This is a genomic window from Enhygromyxa salina, from assembly GCF_000737335.2.
In the GTDB taxonomy this organism is placed as follows: domain Bacteria; phylum Myxococcota_A; class Polyangia; order Nannocystales; family Nannocystaceae; genus Plesiocystis; species Plesiocystis salina_C.
This window is the reverse complement of record NZ_JMCC02000084.1, coordinates 19,666-40,384: the sequence shown is the minus strand read 5'-3', so window position 1 is coordinate 40,384 and position 20,719 is coordinate 19,666. Positions and strand designations below refer to the sequence as shown.

Below are 20,719 nucleotides of genomic sequence, written 5' to 3'. Positions count from 1 at the left end.
GGGCTTGTCGATGCCCATGCCAAACGCAACCGTCGCCACGATCACCGAGCTGTCGGGGCGCCAGATCAACGCGAGTCGATCGGGGTCCCAGACTGCGTCCCCGGCCGCGTCCCAGGCCGCGTCGAGGGTGGACACCAGCGACGGCGCGCGCCTCGATCGCAGCCCGATGTCATCGTCCGCCTGGGCCCCAAGGTGGTCGTCGCGGTCGCTGCGAGCGTCCCCCCGCAACCTGCTGGGTTCCGGGGTTGGCTCGTCGACGTCGTGCTCATCGGCGTTCGGGTCCGCGCTCGGGTCCGCGTCCGGTGGAGCGCCGGCGCGCGCCGGCCCACCGCCGAGCACCGCGACCACGGCGATCAGCACCAGGGCCAGCGCCGTCGCCCGGGCCGTCGAGAGCCGGTCACTGACAGCCACGGCGAAGCTCCTTCTTGTCGGCCCCGAGCAGCGCCGCGGCGAACCGGCGACGCGCCGCGCGATCGGCCAGCAGCTGCTCGCGCGGCGTCTCGGCCATCTCGACGTGCACGAAGCAACGTCCTGCAGTTCTGGCGGCCTCGCCTTGGACGTTGGTCTCGCCACCCAGGCGGTTCGCGTCGACGCCGTACTGCGCGATCGAGAGCTTCGGAAACGCAGCCCGCAGGCGCCGGAGCACGCCCTCGCTCGCCTCGCTTGGGTGTCGCTCGCCCGACGAAATGATCATCTCGGGGTCAGCGAGCGCAGAGTCGCGTTCGAACCCATGCAGCTGCACGACCACGATCGGACGCTTGCGCAGCGCCACCGCGGTCACGCGCGCGAGCGGATGATCGACCCGATGAGCCGCGTCGGCCGGGTTGCGGCTTGGCGGCACGACGGGATCGCGCGTCCCATCGAACTGACGGTAGCGATGGCTGCTGTTGACGAACAACGCCCGCGCCGGCTGAACCCCGACGTGACGCTCCACGAACAGCCCCAGCGCGAGCGCGCCGGTGTGCTTGTCAAACCGACTGTGGGGTGCCTGCAGCAGGTGCTCGACCCCGCCGCGCCGTCGCGGATCGAGCTGGCCGATCCGAAACACGTAAGCGCCCCGCCCGCGGCGATCGTGGGCAGGCTCGCTCAACACCCACAGCGGCTCGCCCTGCTGATCTCCGCTGGTGTTCCCGTTGGGATCGAGCCTGACTTCGACGACCCGCAGCTCGAGCGCGGTCACAGCCAGCAGGCGCTCGACCCGAGCGAGCTTCGCCGGGCCAAAATATCCAGTTTCTGCGCGCTCGAGCAAGGTCACGACCAGATCCTCGAGCGCGACCAGCTCGCGCTCGGTCACCGGATCCCAGCGATCCTGCGTCTTGGGCCACAGCAGCTGCTCGAGCTGCTCGACGTTCAGGGTCTCCTCGAGCGCCGCGTGGTCGCTGGCGGGCTCGGTCACGGGCACCTCGTGGAGACACGCCTCGGACAACGACACGAGCGCCAGCAGCAGCGCCGCCACTGCCGGCCGCACACCCGGCTGAATCCCTGGCCGCGTCGCCGTTCCAAGCGCGATCATGGCTTCACCTCGCCCGCGCGCTTGGTTGTCTCGGTCCAGCTGGCGGCCGGCTTGCTGCGATCGGCCACGCCCCGATGAAACGCCCGGACCCACACGCGATCGCCATCGAGCAGATCGACGCGGACCTCGTGCACGCCTGGGACGATGTCTTCACCCAGAGTGATCTGCACGGTCATGACGTCGAGCGGCAGCTTGTTGCTGCCCTCCAGATCGACGAAGCGAATTCGCTCGCGGGCATCGACCAGACGATCTTGCTCATCGAAGGCCCCGCCTGGGTCGATCGAGTAGCTGCGATCGACGATGCTCAAGTGCTCGATCGGAACCCCCGTTCGACGCTGAGGCCGCCCGTCGTCAATCGACACCGCGAGCTCGGCCCGCTCACGCCGACGCGGGACATACACGACGATGTTGACCGTCAGCGCCTCCTGGTCGGGCTTGCGCAGCGGAAACACCAGGCTGTTGGTCAGCTCGTGCACGACCCGACGACGCGACACCGGCGGGCTCGCGACCAGCACGGGGCGATCGATCCATATCTCGTACTCGCTGTTGACCGCGTCGAACTCGAGCTCGACGTCGCGCCGCCCGCTCTCGATCGGCAGCTTCCAGCGTCCGCGCGTCTCGGCCACTGTGTGCTCGTATTTCTTGTCGCCGATCTCGAGCATCACGCTGCGCCCGAGCGTGTTGGGTGCGACCTGCCAGTGCAGCTGCGGCGCGCCGGGGCCCGTCGCCGAGAAGTCGATGATCATGTTGCGATCGGGCCACAGCTCGGTGAACAGGCTCGGGTCCCAACGATCCGCGAGCCGGCGGCCAGCCTGCGCGTCGAGCTCCTCGAGGATCGAGCGACGCCGATGGACACCGCGAGGCTCGAGGGTGACCCAGGGTCCAGGATCAAAGCCGTCCTGACCGGCGCGCTCGTTGGCGAGGCGGTCGCCGGGATCGCGGCGCCCCCCGCCGCTGCCGTCGCCTTCCCCGCTCCCGTACCCGCGCGGCTGCAAGCGGACCTGGGCCAGCAGATCGGCGATCGCGGAGTCATCTTGCAGCTCGTCGTAGTTGACCGGACGCAGCGGAAACCATGTCCGGGTGTCGAGCGGCGGGTAGCGCCAGATCGTGTGCTCGGTCTGGTGCTCGCGAAACGGCAGGCCCACGACCGTCTCGACCTCGGGCCAGTAGCCATACGCGCGCACGATCAGCCGCTGCTCGGGGACCTCGAGCAGCCCAGGGATCCCCGCCCGGGCGCGTAGCTCGAACCCGGCCGCGCCGACCGGCGCGATCACTCGCCAGGTCTGGGGTTCCGACACCGCGTACCAGCGCGACTCGATCAGCCCCGCCCCGCCCGACTCGTCGGCGATCATGACGCCCTCGAAGTGCGACTGCGCCGGTCGGCGGCCCGTCCAGGGCTCGCACTCCAGCTGCTCGCCAGCGTGGTCGAAGAAGCACAGGTCGAGCTCCGGCTCGGGCCCCCAGTTGGGCTCGCGCCACGACCACGCCATCGGCGACGGATGCACGACCCGCACGTCGAACCGAAACATCCGGGTTGCGACGTCGTCGGGCCCCTCGATCGCCCAGCGCGGCAGCACCTGCCACTGCTGGCCAAGGTGCACGGTCTGGATCCGACGCACGTCGGGCTCGAGCACCTCGTTGCCTTCCTCGTCGGTCCGCCTGGGTCGATCCGCTTCGCACAGCCACACCCTGGCGTCGTCGGCCCGGGACTCGGCGACCTCGAGCGCGAGCTCGAGCTCGTGCTCGGACTCGAAGATCAGCGTGTGCACGCCCTCGGGCACGCTCAGCGAGCGCAGCGCGACCCGGCTGCGGCCGAACGGGACGTCGCGCCCGCCGGTCCCGCCGAGCCAGTCGAGACCGCGCCGCTTGACCGACAAGCCGGCGAAGTGCTCGACGTCACCAAACACTTCGAGGCTGAGCTCGGCCGGGCCCAGCACGTTGATCGCGAGGGAGTGGGCGTCGTTGACCGTCAGCCGGCGCTGGTCGGTCTTGGTCCCGCGCGGCAACCGAAACCCGTTCTCGTAGATGCTGAGGATCTCGTAGTCGACGCCCGCGAGGCCCTCGGCGGACATCCGCGTCCACACGTGCCCCAGCTTCTGGCGGCGCTCGTCCTCGCTCAGCTGATCCCAGTCGCGGTAGGTCAGGTGGTCGACGAGCTCGGCGGCGGTCTCGGGCGCGAGCGACAGCTCGCGCAAGGTTCGCTCGTCGACCGGCCGCTCGTGGCGAACGTAGACCCGCGCGAGCCCGCGAACGTCCGCGCTTGGCTCGCGCGGTAGAAAGGTCAATCGCAGGCGCCGGTCCCCGACCCCCTCGGGCAAGCGCACGCGGGTCAGGCGATCGTCGGTCAGCTCGCGCGGGCGCCGACCGGTGCCCGAGTCATCGAGCAAGAACGCGTTCTCGTGCCGCCAGCCGAACCGGTCGTGGCCGCTCTTGCTCTGACGTGTGCGGATGTTGACCTCGTGGGTCCACTGCGGCTCGCCGTCGAGGCTCTCGAGCGTGAGCCGGATCCCGTAGGCAAAGTCCTCGTCGGCCCCAAACTCATGGCCGGCCGGCAGCTCCACGTGGGTGATCAACTTGAGCGACACGTCGCTGGGCCCGATCCGAAAGCTGGGCGCGTTGAACAGCTCCTCGGGGATCACGTAGTAGGCGACTCGATCGGTGCCGGCGAGCTTCTCTGCGAGCGGCGACTCGACGTAGTCGGAGATCAGCTGACGCGCGATCGTCATCGAGATCAACAGCGCCATCATCAAGGCCACGATGCTGGTGGCCAGCACGATCTGCCCCGGCCGCGCGCCGTGTTGCGCCGGCCGACGCAGCCGCGCCGACAGCTCGGGGCTCGACCGCGTCGCGGGTCGGAGCACGCGCCCATCTGTGCTCATGGCGGCGGCTCCGGCTCGGTGGTCGGGGTCAGCGTTGGCTGCTGCTGGACCTCGATGTCTTCGACCACCAGCAGCTGCGGTCGGGCCAGCGCGACGGTCCGCAAGCGCGCGCTTGGATCGCTGCCAAACTCTGCGAACGACAAGCTGGCCTTGCCCCCGAAGCTGTGGTCGAGGGTCACGACCGCCCGCTTGCCGAGCTCGAGGCCGACATAGTCGATGATGAGGATCGGGTGGCCGAAGTCGAGCCCGAGCGCGGCGCTGACCCGCACGTCGACGGCCTCGTCACGCAGCGCGGACAGCGAGCGCAGCAGGTGCAAGTTGCCGGTCTCGGCGAACCCAATCGCCCACGCCACGGCCTGATCGTAGCCGGGCCTGCCAACCTGTATGCGCTCGCTACCGTTCGGGCTTGGCGAGTCATCGCGCGACCACAGCGGCTCGAGCATGGCCCCGATCTCGTGCCGCGAAGGCACCGCGAAGTGTGCTTGTCGGAGCCCACGCATGACCGCGCTGCGATCCACGCTGCTGGTCCGCCGCGCCGCGTAGCGCTCGCGCAGCCCGGCGCTGAGCCACACCACCCGACCATCACCGTTGCCGAGCTCGCGACTGTACTCGAGCTGGGGGACGCCGGCGCCGGACAGAAAATACAGATCCTCCGAGCCGTTCGCGACCTGACAGCTGTCCCAGATCGCGACCAACAGGCGCAGATCGTCGCGCAGCAGCCCCCAGCAGTCCTGTTGCTCTTGCAGGCCGTCCACGGGCAGCCCCATGCCCAAGATCACGTCGCGCGTGATCGGCCGAAACGACCCGAGCCCGCGCAGCTGCACGAACTCGAACTGCTCGGGCGCGGTCCGATCAATGCCCTGGTGGATCGCGTGGAACGGGGTCTCGAGGTTGCCGGTCCGGACCGGGTCGGGGTTTGGCGGGAGGCCTCCGACCTCGTCGCTGTCGCGCTCGCCCCCCTCGCTGGCGGCCTTGGGGTTGAGCGGCAGCCCGTCTGCGCCCGCGATCAACAGCGCGCGACCGTCGAGCAGCTGCCACATCTCGGCGCCAACCCGCCAGGTCTCGCGCTCGCGATGCGGGTGCGGGACCTCGACGACGTGCGACTTTGCCCGAGGATCACGGCGCACCACCAGCGTGCCCCACCCCGAGGTGCTGGGCCGCGAGCGCTCGCGCAGCATCACCAGGCAGCCCGGCCCAGGCTGCCGGCAGTCGCCGAGCTCGAGCAGCTCATAGTCGAGCTCGGCCGCGCGGACCCTGACCCCACCCGGCAGCGGCCGGCCCGGCGTCAGATCGTCGGCCCAGCGCATCAGCGGCTCGACGACCAGCTGCTCGAGGACCAGCAGCTCCGCGCCCGAGGGGGCCCGGTAGCCCTTGCCGGCCGTGCCCGCCGGCTCGCGGTCCTCGTCAATCTCGATCAAGAGCTCGACGAGGTGATCGGGCTCGAGCCGGCGCGGGGGCGCGACCGCGAGCGCCGGCTCGAACTCGGGTGCGCCCTCGATCACGAACGCCTCAAACCGGGCCTGCGTCGAGCGCAGCAGCACGAAGTCGCTGTCGCCGGCCGGCATCCGGACCACGGTCGCGTGCGGCTCCCAGTCAATCTCGTAGTCTGGCCACAGCGCGACCAGATCGAAGTAGCCACGCAGCTGATGAATGCGGGCGCTCGCGCGACCGGAGTCTTTGAGCGCCGGCCCTGGCGGCTCCGCCAACGCTTCGCTGCCCTCGAGGTCCGCCACCAGCTGACCCACGAAGCCGCGCTGGGGGGCGTCGACGTCCGCGCGCAAGACCACGACGTCGGCGTCGAAGGCCTGCATCGCGAGCTCGAGCGGTCGCGGGTTGAGCGGGGTCCCCACCGCGTGCCGCTCGCGGCCCGCAACCAACACCGCCCGACAGTCGACGCGCCGACACGCGACCGCGGCCGCCTCCGCGACCGGGGCCTCGCTCCACGGCATCGGCACGACCAACACGGGCCCCTGCGCGCCTGGGATCAACAGCCCGGTGACGAGCCCGCGTCGGCGCCCCGAGTCGTCGGCGACGATCGCCAACCACTCGCGACGCGGCCGCGCGTCGACCTCGGACTCCGCCTGTGGCGTGTCGGCTGGCCTGGCGCCGCGCGAGTCGTCCGCCAGCCCCATGGGGTAGCGCCCAAGCGACACGACCTGCAGGCCCAGAATGCTCCCCGCGCTGCGCAGCGAGTCGATGTCGGACGGGAGTCCACGCGCGCCCATCGGGAGCCTGACCCCGCTGACCTGCCCGCCGCCTTCGCGCTGCAACATCGCGGCGGTGGTCCAGAAATTCTGCATCCAGCCCCGGGTGGTCGCCGACATCGGCTCGGGGTCCTCGGGCCGCGCGGCGTAGTCCATTCGCGCGAGGGTCATCACGCCGAGCGGGTTGCTGGCCAGCCGGGTGCTCTGCGGCTGCGTGAGATCCTCGTCGGGCGGGAGCTGCGGCCGCACGACGTCGAGCAGGTAGCCGATCAAGCTGCCGATCACGAACCCCCCCGCCGAAGCGAACAAGCTTGGGAGCATCACGGCGCGCACGCTCTTGACCGAGAGCATCTTGACCGCGAGCAAGCTCGACAGCAGGTAGCCAAACCCGTAGGTGTCGCTGATCTTCAGGTTGGGAAACCACGGCGCGAGCGAGAACCCCAGCGCGACCTTCCACAGGAACGCCAGCGTGAACACCAGCACGATCTTGCGGGGGCCCTCGAAGTCGAGGTGACGGATCACCGGCAGCCGCAAGAAGCCCTTGACCAGGTACAGGACAACCACGGCCTCGCCCAGGGTCGCAACCAACTTGAGCGGCGTCAGCCACAGCATCGCGAGCAGCGCCGGGACCAAGATCCCGTTGAAGTCCCAGCCATAGGTCAGGTTGAACTGCGCGGCCAACAGCGCCGCCGTCAACAAGATGATGTGGGCCTTGGCGTGGCCGACGAAGTTGATCGCGGCGTTCTCGTAGGTCAACTCGACGCTGCTCAGCGACAAGTTGGTGTAGGGCAGCAGCACCAGGCTGACCAGCGCATAGGTGATCCCAACCTGCACGGCCAGCTGCGCGAGCCCCCGGTGCAGCGCGGGCTTCCACAGCATGTTGGCGGTCAGCGGGACCAGCACCAAGCCGACGCTGTAGAACTCTTGCTGGGTCTCGTACTGGGTGCCGAACAGCGCGTCGATCTCACCGATCGCCCACGGCGCGAACCATGCGTGATCATGCATGCGCACGATCAGGCTGATCACCAGGATCAAGAAGAACCGTTCTCGCCCAAAGAACCGCGTCCACGCGTCGGTCCGACTCAGGCCCTTGGCCAGCGCGGCCGAGACCGCCAAGGTCACCAGCGACTCGAAGATCACGATGCCGCCGGTCACCGGCTGGATGATCAGCACCGAGGCCAGGTAGCCCGGCACGACCGCGCCCGCGAACACCCAGCCCAAGGTCTCCGTGCACAGCAACACGACCATCAGCCCGACCAGCACGGGCAGCAGCATCGATTGGTCGAGGCCGCGAGCCGGCAGCAGCTCGAGCATGAAGGGCTCTGTCATGACGCGCCCCCGCCAAGCAGCTCAATCATGCCAACGTGCACAGACAACCCACGAAGCGAGCGAAGCGCGTTCATGATTCGCCAGAGCCGCCGCGGAGCACTCGCAAGAGGCCGCCGCTGCGGGTTCGAATAGTCTGTGCTGGTGCCGAGGACCTCGCCATCAGCAAAATGTGCTCGTGAACTGCCGGTTTGAAGCCGGGTAGATCGATGCCTCGCTTGCTGCGGATCCTGGACAGCACCCACACGTCGTCGCCTGGATCTTCGATCCCGGGCGTGGCGTCGAGCTCGATCTCGTGGCCGTCGTTGATCACCTTTCGCATCAAGCGGTTGGCGTGCTCGATCGACTTGCCGGTCAAGCGCGCGAGCACGGTCCGCAGGTTGTCGTCGGGGGTGTCGGGCGAGAAGACGCCTGGATAGCGGCGCTTGAGATCGGCCTGGAGCCGGGGATCGATGAACTCGATCTCGCCCCAGACGGTTGCGATGAGGGCCCGCACCGGCAGCTGCTCGAGCAGCTCGAGCGCCCAGCGGTGCTCGTCTCGGAGCAAGCGCAGGCCGCCAACGATGGTCTCGACGTGGTCGCGCAGCCGCGCGTTGGTGGCTTGATCGCGCAGCGCGACGCGCTCGCGCCGACGGACAAGCGCGCCCGCCATCTGCCGACCGAGGCCCTCGAAGGTCTCGCAGTCGTCGCGCTCGAGCGCGACGTCCTCGAGCATGTGGACCAGCCACAGGCCCAGCAGCTCGCCGTCGTCCTCGAGCGGCACGATCAAGGTCTTGCGCCGGCCCACGTGCGGGCCGCTGGGGACCACGTCGACCGCCCAGCCAGCCCGCAGCGTCAACCACGGGGTCCGAAACGGCGCCCGCCGTAGGTCGAGCCCCTCGCGCCCAGCAACGAACGCGTGGCTGTCGGGGTCGAGCCTGGCGCTTGCCCGCACGCGCAGTCGCCAGGTGTTGCCCTCGCGCTCGATCACGGTCGAGGCGGCCGCCCCTCCGATCGTCTCTTGCGCGTACTCGGCTCCGAGCTCGGCGAGGTCGTCCCAGAACCCGACGTCATCAGGCTCGCTGTCGCTGGCTCCGCCGCCGCCGGTCGCGTCACGCAGCACTCGCGCCCGAAGCTGTCGGAGCCCAATGAAGGTCTCGGTCGCCTCGTGGGCCCAGTAGCTGACGGCGACGGCCGCCAAGGTCAACAGCGCGTGCGCGGAGCCAAGCCGGTACCACCCGCGCTGGTAACAGGCGAAGTCCAGCACCAAGATCAGCACGCAGCTCGCGAACACCATCACCGCGGCCGCGGCCCCACGCAGGCGCACAAACAGCCACAGCCACAGCAGCGCAAGCCCAGCGCCCAATGCATACAGCAAATAAACGTTCTCGATCAGCGGCTCCCACACGGCCCCGTCGGCTTGACCCGCGAGCGCGTGGGCTTCGATCTCGGCTGGGCTCAGCCTGCCGACCGGCGTATCGAGCAGCATCTCGTAGGCGGGGTCCGTCACGCCAAGCAGGACGATCCGCGCGTAGAAGGTGCTGGGTGGGACCTGGTCGGCCGCGACCTGGTAGGCAGGCACGACCGGCAGCCGTGACGTTGGCACCATCCACGCGACCGGCAGCCGCTCACCGATCGGCCCGATCGATCCGGCGCGAACGATCAAGTGCAGGCGGCTGTCCTTGCCGAGCACCATGTCGCCGGCTTCCAGCCCGCCGCCAGCCCACGGTGAGCTGCGCTCGGCCGCGTCGCGGGTGATCAGCATCTCGACCTCTGGATGCGCGGCGAGGACCTGATCGAGCGCGGGCCCAGACTCGAACATGCGCGTGTGCCCAACCTCGGCGAGCAGCACCGGACCGCCAGGCTCGATGTGCTCGATCAGCTGCTCGAGCCGAGACGCGGGCCACGGCGGCGGACCCCAACCCCACTCGGGATCAGCCACGGTGTCGTGGTCGGCCGCGATCAACAGCACCTTCGAATTGGTTGGACGCGGGCGACCGGCGGCCTCACCCAATTGCACCCAGCGCTCGCGCAGCTGGCTGTCGATCGCGCCGACCAAACCAACCTTGTCGAGCAACATGACCAGCAGCAGCGCGCCGCAGATCACCATCGCGACTCGCACCAAAATACCGAACTCGCGCGGGCTCGCGGCTCGCCGGTCGGTGCGGGTCTCGATCCTCGCCTTCGCCATCGCTAGTCTTGGTGCCCGGAGTGAAATTCGACGTGGCCCGAAATGCGTCGCAGGGTGGCAGCAGCTTGCTCGACACGAGCAGCCACGTCCAGCGCCGGGCGCGTGGTCATGGGCCCAAAACAAACAGCCAGGGTAGCCACCTTGGCCACCCCGGCTTGTCGTGTGCGCTCGCTGACAGCTACGGCGAAGGCACCGTGATCGCGAAGGCCTCGGCGTCCGGCGTCCCCCACCCGGTCACGGGGTCCCAACCCGGGCCCGCGCTGTGGTCTGCGGTCGCCCCAGCCGTGATGTCGCGGAACGTCGCCTGTACAGCTGGCGTTGTGTACAGCATCTGATTGAGATAGCCCACTGGGGCCATTCCATTCTCGTCGCGATACTGGTTGACGACGGCGATGATGCCCGCCCAAACCGGCGACGAGAAGCTCGTACCTCCGTACAACATCCACGAAGAGTTATAGTAGACCCAATACGGAGACCCGGTAGACGCCGCAGCCGAGACGTCTGCCGTCACGCGACGGTTGCCATTGCCAATGTTGCCGGCGACCGCGAGTTGCCAGTCGGGGATCTCGATCGTGAGCGAAATGCCCGATCCTGACTTGTTCCAGCCGGTCTCGTTGGTCACGTTCCCGGAGCCATTGAGGTACAGCTGGGTCCCCCCGACACCCGTCACCCACGAGCTGTGGCTGGGCGTGTCGACGCCGCCGGAGTCGCCCGTCGCCGCGAGCAACGTGATGCCCAGCGCCGCGCCGACCAGGCCGGAATCATCATACTGCCGGCGCACGACCGGCGGCTCCGAGTCCTCACGATGCGCAAACGAATTGGTGATCACCGAGACCCCGTCGGCCTGCGCACGGGTCACGGCCTCGTTGAACACGAACACCATCGAGGTGTTGCGCGAGTCGGGGCCCTCGTATCCGATGAGCTCGGCGCCGGGCGCAATCGCGCCAGCCCAGGTGTTGTCGAGCTGCGACTCCACGTAGCGCGTGACCGGATCCTCCATGAGGTAGATGATCTCGGGGTTGCTGCGGAGGATGCCCCAGCTCTGCCAGAAGGTCTGGGCCCACTTGCTGTGGATCTGCGCGCCCATCACGACGCCGATCTTCTGGCCCGTGCCGTCGTAGCCTTGGGCGTAGAGATCGTCGACGTTGTACGCCCGCGCGACCCGATCTGGGGTCAGGCGCGAGCCGCTGTTGGCCCCGTTCGGGGGGATCGCCTGAATGTTGCCGAGCTCGTTGGGCAGGTTGCCGACCTCGGCGGGCAAGTCTGCAGTCACGATGCCGGGGCTGCGGTTCGCGACGAACAGCGGCAGCGTCGACGCCTCGGTCGCGCAGTAGACCGGGATCGGCGGGTTGCCCTGCTGCGGGTTCTTGCGCATGCAGACGTGCAGCGTGGTGTTGAACGCCTCGTTGAACTGCCCGACCGTGCCCGAGAACTGGATCAGCTGGCGGTTGGTCGCCAGGTAGTTGACCGACAGCCCCTCGAAGGCGAGCCACGCCTGCAGCAGCGTGAAGTCGCTCTCCAGCGGCGCGTGGTTGTCCAGGAATTCCTGCGTCGACATGTAGTCGCCGTACAGATCGCTCAGCGGATCCGAGACCTCGAGCACGAAGTCCTCGAGCTGCTCGCGATCTCGCAGGTCCAGGCCGATCAGCGCGCGGAAGAGGTCGTTGGGATCAGCGGCGCCCAGATCGTCGTAGACGCCCGGGTAAGGGCTGGGCACGCCGTCGGGGTTGGGCACGTCTTCCCACTCCTCCTCGGGGATTTCATCGAGCGGGTCTGGCATATCGCCGTCCCCGTCACCGTCCCCATCCCCGTCCCCATCGCCGTCCCCATCGCCGTCTCCGTCGCCGTCGCCGTCGCCGTCGCCCGGATCACCGTCGCCGTCACCCGGATCGCCGTCGCCGTCGCCGGTGTCCGAAGTTTCGGTGCCGACGTCTCCATCACCGTCGCCGTCGCCGTCGCCGTCTCCGCTCGAGTCCGACGTCTCCGCCGTCCCCTCTCCTTCTCCGCCGATCCCCGTGTCGTCCACGCAGCCGCCGAGCAGGGCGAGGGAAAGAAGTGATGCTCCGTAGTTTGTAAGTTGTACGCGCTTCATGACTCTGTCTTTCGCGGCCCTCACGAGCCGGGTGATTCGACCGTTCGGACTCAGGGGTTATCGCAGCAGCGAAAGCCTTGGCTGCTGGCACGAAAATCACGGGGGCGGACGCTGTCGATGCTGCAGCGTGACGTGGGGCCATCGCTGAAGTACGAGCCGCCGCGCCGACGGCACTCGCCTTCGTCGTTGCAGGCGTTGGTCCACTCCCACACGTTGCCGCTCATGTCATACAGGCCGGGATAGCCGCCAGTGCAGGTCTGCACGCTGCCAACCGGGGTGCGCTGACCAAACCCAGCGTCGACGGTGTTGCAGGCGTTGCCCAAGTAGAGCAGCCCGTAGGGGTAGTTCTTGATGCCGCCCTGGGTGCAGGCCTTGTACCACTCGTTGTTGGCAGGATTCTGGACGTCGCCGAGCTCCGCGGGCCCGCCACTGATCGCGCCGCACAAGCGCTTGCCCGCCCACGTGCAGTACGCCGTCGCGTCACACCAGTCGACGCCGACGACCGGAAGGGTGGGCGGCGGCTCGACGGGCCAGTTGTCGGGGATGAAGTCGTTCTTGAACCCGCACTCGGGGGGCATCAACACGTCGAGATACTCCGGCGCGAACTGGATGGCGTTGAACACCGCGTACTCGGCGTTGCTGATCTCGGTCGCGTCGATCGAGTATTGGCCGATCACCACGGTGTTGGGGCCCTCGGGACACGGGCCACAGTTCGGCATGCCGCAGCCGTTCTGACACACGCCGTCCCCGTCGCCGTCTCCGTCTCCGTCCCCGTCTCCGTCGCCATCTCCGTCGCCGTCGCCATCTCCGTCCCCGTCGCCGTCGCCGTCCCCGTCGCCGTCGCCGTCCCCGTCGCCGTCGCCAGAGTTCGTATCCCCATCTCCATCCCCGTCGCCGTCGCCGTCGCCCGGGTCGCCGTCTCCGTCGCCCGAGTTCGTGTCGCCGTCGCCGTCGCCCGAGTTCGTGTCCCCATCTCCGTCGCCGGAGATCGTGTCCCCGTCGCCGTCGCCGTCGCCCGTGCCGGTGGCCGTGTCGCCGGTCCCAGCGTCAGCGACCGGCGCGTCGTCATTGCAAGCGGTGAGTGAAAACGCGCAGGTGAGGAGCAGGGCCAAGTTCGTTTGGTGAAGCGATTTCATGGTGTTGGTCCGAGTATCCCCGAGAATGGGCGGGTATCTAGGGTCGCGAAGAGAAGATTGGGAAACAAAACCGGCCCCGCCTCGAGTTCGATTAGCGAGGAGACGAACCCGTTTTGGGAGTTGGAAGACCTGAGCCAATGCCATTCTCAGGCTGAATTTGATGTATGTCATAGCCCGTAGACTTCACGGCCGCATACTGTAGTTATCTACACTGCTCATTGTGGCAACTCACGGTATTTCGTTCGTTACCACGTGGAAATACGCTGTTGAGAGGCTTCTCGTGAATTCGACACGATTCGTCTGCTGCTGGAACGCCGAGGTTGGGTGATCCCCCGAACTGGCGGTCGCCCTCTCGGCGTGCATGTCCGCCAACCATTGCGGCTTCAGATCGAACAACAGCGAAATCCAAGGCCGTTGTCCCGCTCGCCCCGAGCCCGCGCGCTGTTGACCGCGCAGCGCAAGTTGGGAGCGTCGCTGTGACGCGAACCACCCCGGCGGCGGCACTCGGTGTTCGCGTCGCCACCGGTTGACTCGCAGGCGTTTGTCCACTCCCAAACGTTTCCGCTCATGTCGAACAGGCCAGGGACGCCGCCTTCGCAGGTCGGCAGCGACCCCGAGGGCAGCAGCGCGTCGTTGCCCGAGTCGTCGCCGTTGCACAGCGCCGGGTCATAGTCGGCGCCATAGGGATACGCGCTCGCGCCTGCGTTCGAGCAGGCTTGGTGCCACGCGTTCTCGGGGCCGTCGCTGCTGTCAAAGTCGGCGGGTCCGCCCGCGACCGCGCCGCACAGCTGCTTGCCAGCCCACGCGCAAAAGACCGCCGCGTCACACCAGTCGACCCCGACCACGGGCAAGTCGGGATCGATCTCGTCGGACCAGCCCAACGGCTCGAAGCTGCTCTTCCACTCACACCCAGATGGCAGCACGGTCATGTCGAACTCGACCTCGAGCAGCTGTGCGTACTGGGCGTTGTCGACCTCCGTCGCGTCGATCTGAAACCCGCCACCGTCGACCATGCTGACGCTCGGGCAGGTCCCACACCCTGGCGTGCCGCAGGCATCCGTGCACGCGCCATCACCGAGCCCGGTACCCTCGTCGAAGGGACCCGACTCCGACGCTTCCTCGTCGGCCGCCTCCGATCCCGATCCCGTGCACCCGAGCGCGAACAACGAAGACACGAACAGTGAGCGGCGCAACATCGCGACAGACATGACGCCAGAGTCTATCCTGGTCCTGCCCGTCGCTGGGAAAATCGAGCGTGCCCCTGCTACACGCGACGCGCGCTAACGACCATCAGCTCCGACTCGTCCGTGTACGGCTGCCGATCGAATCCGCCCGCGAGCTCGACGAGCTCGAGCCCCGCCGCTGCCAGGGCCGCGCGCAGCTGTTCGGCGAGCAGATAGCGCTGGCACAGCGTGCCCTCGATCGCCTCCTCGGCCCCAACTCGCACGTGCAGGTACGTGGCGTCGATCCGCTGCCGGGTCTTGTCCCAGCTGCTGCGCTCGAGCACCTCCCAGCGGTCGCCGTCGAGCTCGATGATCTTGACCCGCTCGAGCCAGCTGGGATCTTGATCGTCCGGGTCGGCGTCTGCGTGAAAGCCATCGGCGGCCCACACATCGAGGACCAACAGACCCTCGTCTGTGAGTAGATCGGCCACACGCGCAAGCGTGGCCGCGACCGCGTCCTCGGTCAGCAGGCAGTACAGCCCGCCATAGGGGATGATCACCCGGTCGAAGCGACGGCCGCCCAACCCCGCGCCCGATTGCGCATCACCGACCGTGCACATGTCCGCGCACACGAACTCGAGGGTGGGCGCGCGCGCGGCCGCGAGCTCGAGCAGCTGCGCGTCGATGTCGACGCCGACCAGCGAGCAGCCATCCGCCGCTCGTTCCGCGAGCGCCCCGAGCACCCGCGCGTCACCACAGCCGAGCTCGAGGATCGAGCGCGCGCCCGCGCAGCGCTCGCGGTAGAACTCGATGTCACCTGGGTTGCCGTCGTGAACGGCGGCGTAGAATCGAGCGGGGTAGTCGGTGCTCATACGTCGAGTCCCACAGAGCGCATCAGCGCGAGCGCGTTGGACTTGCGGACCACGCCCTCGCGCATGCGGTAGTCGAAGTGCAGCTCACCATCGAGCAGGTCGTCTTGAAAGTGCACGTTGGTCGCTGCCGGCGCGAGGACCTCGGCGGCCTTCGCCAGCGCGAGATCATGGGTCGTCATCAGGCCGATCGCGCCGCGCTCGAGCAGGCTGCGCAGCAGCGCCTCCGCGCCGATCCGCCGATCGTGCGAGTTGGTGCCATGAAAAATCTCGTCGAGCAAGAACAGCGTGGGGTCGGCGGCGGCGAGCTCGCTGACCGTTCGCAGCCGGGTCAGCTCGGCCCAAAACCGAGACGCGCCCTCGCGCAGCGAGTCTTGGACCCGCAGCGTCGCGCCGATCCGCATCGGGGTCAGGCGCATCGAGCTGGCCCGAACCGGCGCCCCGGCCAGCGCCAGCACCACGTTGGACCCGACCGTGCGCAAGAAGGTGCTCTTGCCCGACATGTTCGAGCCGCTGATCACGTGGGCACGGACCGGCGCGAGCAGCCGCAAGTCGTTGCGCACGCAGACCTCCCGCGACAGCAAGGGGTGACCGAGCGCCTCCCCCACCAGACACGACCCACCCAGACCCTCGCCGACCTCGGTCGGCGCGTCGAGCAGCTCGGGGAACACGTCGTCGGGGTTCTCGAACGCGTGGTTGGCGAGCGAACACAAGGCCTCGAGCTCGGCGAGCGCGGCGATCCAAGCGGCGATCTGTGGGCCGTGGCGCTGACGCCAGCGCTCGATCGCCCCGGCAAAGTTGGGCCCCCACATCAAGACCACCGCGAACGCAGCAAACAGGCCGTTGCGCTGTGCTTCGTACCAACCCGCGAGCCGCCGCAGATCCGCGATCGCGTCCGAAGCTGGCTGCCCCGCGCTGATCAGCGCCCCACGAAGTTCGACGAGGCGCGGCTCCTCGAACGGCTCGGCCTCGATCCGAGCCAGCAACGCCGCGAGCACCGAGAGCTCGTGACCGTGGCGATCCGCGGGCCCGGCCGCGCGCGCCAGGGTGTCCTTCATCGCGCGATACACCCCGCCTTCGATCACCAGCACGGCGAGCAGCGCCCACGGCCCGAGGTTGGACCCGAGCGCCCACAACGCCACGCAAGCGCCCGCCAGCAGCGGCAACACCACGCCCAACACCGGCAAGACCCGCCGCGCGCGGGCCGAGAACAACGACGGCGCGCGACCCCAGTCGATCAGCACCGCCGGCCGAACCTGGACCCGCGCCGCGACGCCGTGCACGGCCAGATCCTCGCGCAGGTCAACGCGATCGATCAGCGCCCGGACCGAGTCCTGACGCGCGCGGATGACCGCTGCGTCGACGCAGCGCGATGCGTGGTCGGTCAGCCAGCTCGCCAGCTGCTCTTCGCCCCCACGGGTCCGGGCCCGGCACAGCAGATCAAACAGCGACCCCTCACCGAACAGATCGAGATCCCCGCTGTAGGGGTGCGAAGCGTCTGCGTAGTCGGTGGCCGTCACGCCCTTGCCCGCCCAGCGATCGTGCAGGCGGTCGAGCCCCTCTTGGTAGTGGGCGACCGCGCGGCGGGCCGCGTCGCGGCGCGCGAGCACGCGCTCGTGCACGACGAGCAAGATCACGAACGCGACAACCGGCACGCCCAGGCTCAGCCACGAAAACGACAGCTGCCAGCCTGCGATCACCAAGACCACGAACAGCACGAAGCAGGCGACGCGAGCCCGCGAGAAGTTGCTGTCACGTCGCTCGAGCCCCGCGAGCGTGGCCTCCCATACTTTCAGCCGCCCGCGATAGCACGCCACCCGCTCGGCGCGAGCCGAGCCTGCGCTCACCGACGGCTCGGGGTCCCGCGTCTCAGAGCGCATCGGTGCCCGCGGGTTCGGATGCGCTCGCGAGCGCCGCTTTGGCTGCTGCGAAATTGGCGTGCTTGATCGCAACGTTGTTCTTCATCTGCGCTGTGCCGAGCGACGCGTCATCCAAGAACGCGATCTCGTGCCCCTCGACCACGAATTTGCGCGCGTCGCCCTCGCCAGCGACGCTGCAGGTCGCCGGCTCGCTCTTCCAGTCGTCGAAGCGCTCGGTCCAAGCCAGACACGCACCAGCGGCGTCGAGCACGTAGGTCTTGCCGCCGTCGCACACGATCACGGCATCACCCGCGACCGTGCCCGATGACCCCAGCCCGGCGTGCAGCGTGTCTCGAACAAACACAAAGCTCTTGTAGCCGGTGACCCCTTCCTCGACGTCGGTGTAGGTGATCTGACACGGCGAGTAGAGCGAGAACTCGAGCTTGCGCTCCGTCGTCCCGTCGAACTCCACCAGCGAGGATCCGTCGATCATCCACGCGACCTGCTTGCCGGCCACCTCGCCCTCGAGCACCCACGATCCCTGCCAGCTGGCCTCGGCCGCGTCGAAGTCGAACGCCGCGAACGGGCCGGTCGGCGCGTCCTTCGGCACCTCGGGGACGGGCTCTTTGGTTCGCTCGCCCGAGGGCGCGCCCTCTGGCTGCTGGTCGGACTTTCCGCACCCGCACAACAGCACTCCCGCGAGCGCGAAACGCCGTACTTGTACAATCCCGAGTCGCTCCCTGCGGCTGGTCATCGTTGGTTTATACCCCCACATGGACCTTGGACTTCGCCGACTGCAGCCGCTGGCGCGTCTGGTCGCTTCGCTCCTCGGGGCTGGCTGTTCGCATGGGCTGGTGTTCGCCCTACAGGCGGGATCTGAACGCATTCTCCGTGTGCGTGGGACGCACGATGTGCGGGAGAAACTTGATCCTCACGCCGGAGCCGTTGACCTGTTCCAAAGATCAAATGTCGGTTTCACGGTACGCGAACAACGTACAGTAGTTGCCCAGAATTGATCATGCTACTCAGTGCAGGCGACGCGGATCTGGCAGCGCGCGAAATCACCCCTCAAGGATTGCTCCTCGTTCATGGCCCGCGGCGACTCCAATATCGAAGTTGGCGAGACTGGAGATGGCCTGTGGGTCGCGGGCGCCGCTGGGCGTGGCAGGATCGCCCAGCTCAGCGGCACGGTCGTTCGAATCGACGTCGAGGGCCACGCCTACGTCGAGTTTGCCGAGGCCATGACCCCGCTGATGGATCAGCTGCTGAACACCTGGGGGCGGCTGTACCTGGCGATCGACGCAGAGGGCATGGCGAGCTACGACGCCCGGTTTCGCTACCTCTGGACGGAGTGGATCAAGCGCAACGAGACCGCCCTCGATGGCATCGTGATCCTGTTTCGCAGCCGCGTGGTCCAGAGCGTGGCGGTGATCATCAACGCGGTCACGGGCGGCGATCTGGTCGAGGCTTGCGACGATCGCGAGGCCTTCGAGGAACGTCTCGCCGCCGCCGTCATCGGCTCGCCCCGAGCCGTCTCGGTGGTCTCGTAGTCGCCGCCTAGCCCAGCCGGCCAGCAACGATCTTGCGCGAGGTCAGCCGCGCCGAGCCGCCAGTTGGGACCAGCATCCCCTCTGCGTCCGGGTTCAGATCCGCGGCGTTCGCCTCGTCGGTGTCGATGTGCATCTCGAGCGCGTACTTTGGCGATACCCGGACCATCACGTCACCGAACACCAGATCGCGGCCCGAGGTCGGCGAGTCGACCGCGACCTCGACGACGTCCCGATCGACCACGCCGTAGTGCGCGGCGTCATCGGGCGTCATGTGGATGTGCCGCCACGCGCAGATCACCCCTTCGCGCAGCTGCAGCGAGCCCTTGGGCCCACGCAAGGTGATACCTGGGCTGTTCGAGACGTCCCCCGAAGCCCGGACCGGGGCGTCGATGCCAAGGTGAAACTCGTCGGTCCGACTGATCTCGACCTGGCAAGCGGACCGCGTGGGGCCGAGCACGCGCACGCCCTCGATGCTGCGCTTGGGGCCGATCAGGTCGAGGGTCTCTTCGCATGAGTATTGCCCGGGCTGCGACAGCGGCTTGCGAGGGGTGAGCTGGTGCCCCTCGCCAAACAGCGCGGTGACAGCCTCGGGCGTCAGGTGAATGTGGCGGGCCGAGATGGCGATCGGGATCGGACGCTCCGCTCGCGGGGCCTGCTCGTGCCGGCCCGCGCCGATCTTGTCGAGCGAAGCCAGCAGCGCCGCGCCCTCTCGGGCCATCTCCAGCTGCTCGTCGGTTGCGATCGCCAACAACCGCACGCGGCTGGTCGCCACGCTCAGCTCGGCGACGGGGCAGGCCGCGTCGACCGTCGCGTCGCGGTTGCGATCTTCGTCGAACCGAGCCCCGAGGAACTCCAGGCGCTGGCACGCGCGATGGCGGATCAGCGCGCTGTTCTGGCCGATCCCACCGGTGAACACGATCGCGTCGACACCTCCCATGACCGCCGCGTACGCGCCGATGTACTTGCGTAGGCGGTGCCCAAACACGTGCAGCGCGAGCCGGCAAGCCTCGTCACCCTCCCCCGCGCGGCGCTCGATGTCCCGCATGTCGTTGCCGACACCCGACAGCCCCGCGAGGCCGCTGTGGTGGTTGAGCAGCTCGTCGAGACCGTCAACATCGAACTCGCCGCTGCGCAGCAGGTGCAGGATGACCCCAGGATCGAGGTCGCCGCTGCGGGTGCCCATCGCCAGACCCTCGAGCGGGGTCATGCCCATGCTGGTCTCGACCGAGCGGCCGTACTCGACGGCACACACCGAGCAACCGTTGCCGAGATGGCAGGTGATCAGGCGCAGGTCACGAAGGTCCTCGCCAAGGTGCTCGGCCGCGCGCGCGGCCACGTGGGCATGACTGGGGCCGTGAAAGCCGTAGCGGCGGATCTGGTGGCGGGCCGCGAGCTCGGTCGGGATCGCGTACGCCTGGGCCCGACGCGGCAGGGTCTGGTGAAACGCGGTGTCGAACACGGCGACGTGCTCGAGCTCGGCGAGCAGCTGCTTCGCCGCGCGAATGCCCGCGAGGTTGGCAGGGTTGTGCAGCGGCGCGAGCGGGCTCAACTCTGCGATCGCGGCCTCGACCGCGCTGTCGATCCGCACCGGCTCGGCGAAGCGATCGCCACCATGCACGACCCGGTGCACGACCCCGTCGAGCGCCACAGATGCCGCCGTCAGACGCTCGCAGAGCTGCGGCAGCACCTCGGCGAGCGCGACTGCATGATCTGCGGCCGCGACGGCGTGTGTGCCCCCATCGCGCTCCGCCCACGGGCCACGCCAGGACAGGCGCGCCCGCCCCTGCGCGTCGCCGATCCGCTCGACGAGGAAGCCGCCATGCCGGAGCCCCGACTCGGTGTTGACGATCTCGGCCTTGATCGACGAGCTCCCGCAATTGATGACCAACACGTGCATGGCCGGCTTGTATCACGGCGCCGCCAGCGACCGCGCGTCAGGTTCGGCGCGCCTGGAGAGA

General features: G+C 68.5%; 12 protein-coding genes and 1 pseudogene. 1 reads left to right on the top strand and 12 read right to left on the bottom strand.

From position 1 onward, the window contains the following. The 11 genes and pseudogenes from DB30_RS28375 to DB30_RS28320 form a co-directional block, all read right to left on the bottom strand. Positions 1-411 (bottom strand): annotated as a pseudogene (locus DB30_RS28375) (hypothetical protein); the annotation flags it as partial. Beyond that, positions 398-1,513, bottom strand: coding sequence for a hypothetical protein (locus tag DB30_RS28370; protein ID WP_146660979.1), 1,116 nt, complete (start codon positions 1,511-1,513; stop codon positions 398-400). The gene DB30_RS28370 and the pseudogene DB30_RS28375, both read right to left, overlap by 14 nt. Then, positions 1,510-4,392 carry a ubiquitin family protein gene (locus DB30_RS28365; protein ID WP_052554755.1) on the bottom strand — a complete coding sequence of 961 codons (2,883 nt, stop codon included), beginning with the start codon at positions 4,390-4,392 and terminating at the stop codon, positions 1,510-1,512. The genes DB30_RS28370 and DB30_RS28365 overlap by 4 nt, the downstream gene beginning before the upstream one ends. Next, positions 4,389-7,925, bottom strand: coding sequence for a poly-gamma-glutamate biosynthesis protein PgsC/CapC (locus tag DB30_RS28360; protein ID WP_052554752.1), 3,537 nt, complete (start codon positions 7,923-7,925; stop codon positions 4,389-4,391). Before DB30_RS28360 ends, DB30_RS28365 begins: the two co-directional genes overlap by 4 nt. A gap of 70 nt (positions 7,926-7,995) precedes the next feature. Next, positions 7,996-10,092 (bottom strand): CHASE2 domain-containing protein, encoded by a 2,097-nt coding sequence (locus DB30_RS28355; protein WP_052554750.1) that lies wholly within the window; start codon positions 10,090-10,092, stop codon positions 7,996-7,998. 178 nt (positions 10,093-10,270) lie between these two features. Then, the gene (locus DB30_RS28350; protein WP_240480348.1) at positions 10,271-12,184 is read right to left on the bottom strand and encodes a S53 family peptidase; all 1,914 of its coding nucleotides are present in this window, start codon (positions 12,182-12,184) and stop codon (positions 10,271-10,273) included. A 50-nt stretch (positions 12,185-12,234) separates the two neighbouring features. Next, positions 12,235-13,320, bottom strand: coding sequence for a formylglycine-generating enzyme family protein (locus tag DB30_RS28340; protein ID WP_205633085.1), 1,086 nt, complete (start codon positions 13,318-13,320; stop codon positions 12,235-12,237). 383 nt (positions 13,321-13,703) lie between these two features. Then, on the bottom strand, positions 13,704-14,528 hold the full coding sequence (locus DB30_RS28335; RefSeq protein WP_052554743.1) for a formylglycine-generating enzyme family protein: 825 nt from the start codon (positions 14,526-14,528) through the stop codon (positions 13,704-13,706). Positions 14,529-14,584: 56 nt separating this feature from the next. Next, on the bottom strand, positions 14,585-15,355 hold the full coding sequence (locus DB30_RS28330; RefSeq protein WP_052554740.1) for a class I SAM-dependent methyltransferase: 771 nt from the start codon (positions 15,353-15,355) through the stop codon (positions 14,585-14,587). Next, positions 15,352-17,232, bottom strand: coding sequence for a MutS-related protein (locus tag DB30_RS28325; RefSeq protein WP_052554738.1), 1,881 nt, complete (start codon positions 17,230-17,232; stop codon positions 15,352-15,354). Before DB30_RS28325 ends, DB30_RS28330 begins: the two co-directional genes overlap by 4 nt. Beyond that, positions 17,222-17,965, bottom strand: coding sequence for a hypothetical protein (locus DB30_RS28320; RefSeq protein WP_146660975.1), 744 nt, complete (start codon positions 17,963-17,965; stop codon positions 17,222-17,224). The genes DB30_RS28325 and DB30_RS28320 overlap by 11 nt, the downstream gene beginning before the upstream one ends. 334 nt (positions 17,966-18,299) lie before the next feature. Between DB30_RS28320 and DB30_RS28315 the strand changes: the two genes are divergently transcribed. After that, positions 18,300-18,761 (top strand): hypothetical protein, encoded by a 462-nt coding sequence (locus tag DB30_RS28315; RefSeq protein WP_146660973.1) that lies wholly within the window; start codon positions 18,300-18,302, stop codon positions 18,759-18,761. Between the two features lie 7 nt (positions 18,762-18,768). Here DB30_RS28315 and DB30_RS28310 read toward each other — a convergent pair whose 3' ends face one another. Beyond that, positions 18,769-20,658: an acetate/propionate family kinase gene (locus DB30_RS28310; RefSeq protein WP_052554729.1), complete on the bottom strand. Its 1,890-nt coding sequence runs from the start codon at positions 20,656-20,658 to the stop codon at positions 18,769-18,771. Positions 20,659-20,719 lie beyond the last annotated feature (61 nt).

What these genes read in the sequence shown, in the direction of transcription:
- DB30_RS28320 (WP_146660975.1), bottom strand. Translation starts at nt 17,965, where the DNA reads ATGACCAGCCGCAGGGAGCGACTCGGGATTGTACAAGTACGGCGTTTC.
- DB30_RS28350 (WP_240480348.1), bottom strand. Translation starts at nt 12,184, where the DNA reads ATGAAGCGCGTACAACTTACAAACTACGGAGCATCACTTCTTTCCCTC.
- DB30_RS28330 (WP_052554740.1), bottom strand. Translation starts at nt 15,355, where the DNA reads ATGAGCACCGACTACCCCGCTCGATTCTACGCCGCCGTTCACGACGGC.
- DB30_RS28370 (WP_146660979.1), bottom strand. Translation starts at nt 1,513, where the DNA reads ATGATCGCGCTTGGAACGGCGACGCGGCCAGGGATTCAGCCGGGTGTG.
- DB30_RS28355 (WP_052554750.1), bottom strand. Translation starts at nt 10,092, where the DNA reads ATGGCGAAGGCGAGGATCGAGACCCGCACCGACCGGCGAGCCGCGAGC.
- DB30_RS28315 (WP_146660973.1), top strand. Translation starts at nt 18,300, where the DNA reads ATGGCCCGCGGCGACTCCAATATCGAAGTTGGCGAGACTGGAGATGGC.
- DB30_RS28335 (WP_052554743.1), bottom strand. Translation starts at nt 14,528, where the DNA reads ATGTCTGTCGCGATGTTGCGCCGCTCACTGTTCGTGTCTTCGTTGTTC.
- DB30_RS28310 (WP_052554729.1), bottom strand. Translation starts at nt 20,658, where the DNA reads ATGCACGTGTTGGTCATCAATTGCGGGAGCTCGTCGATCAAGGCCGAG.
- DB30_RS28360 (WP_052554752.1), bottom strand. Translation starts at nt 7,925, where the DNA reads ATGACAGAGCCCTTCATGCTCGAGCTGCTGCCGGCTCGCGGCCTCGAC.
- DB30_RS28325 (WP_052554738.1), bottom strand. Translation starts at nt 17,232, where the DNA reads ATGCGCTCTGAGACGCGGGACCCCGAGCCGTCGGTGAGCGCAGGCTCG.
- DB30_RS28365 (WP_052554755.1), bottom strand. Translation starts at nt 4,392, where the DNA reads ATGAGCACAGATGGGCGCGTGCTCCGACCCGCGACGCGGTCGAGCCCC.
- DB30_RS28340 (WP_205633085.1), bottom strand. Translation starts at nt 13,320, where the DNA reads ATGAAATCGCTTCACCAAACGAACTTGGCCCTGCTCCTCACCTGCGCG.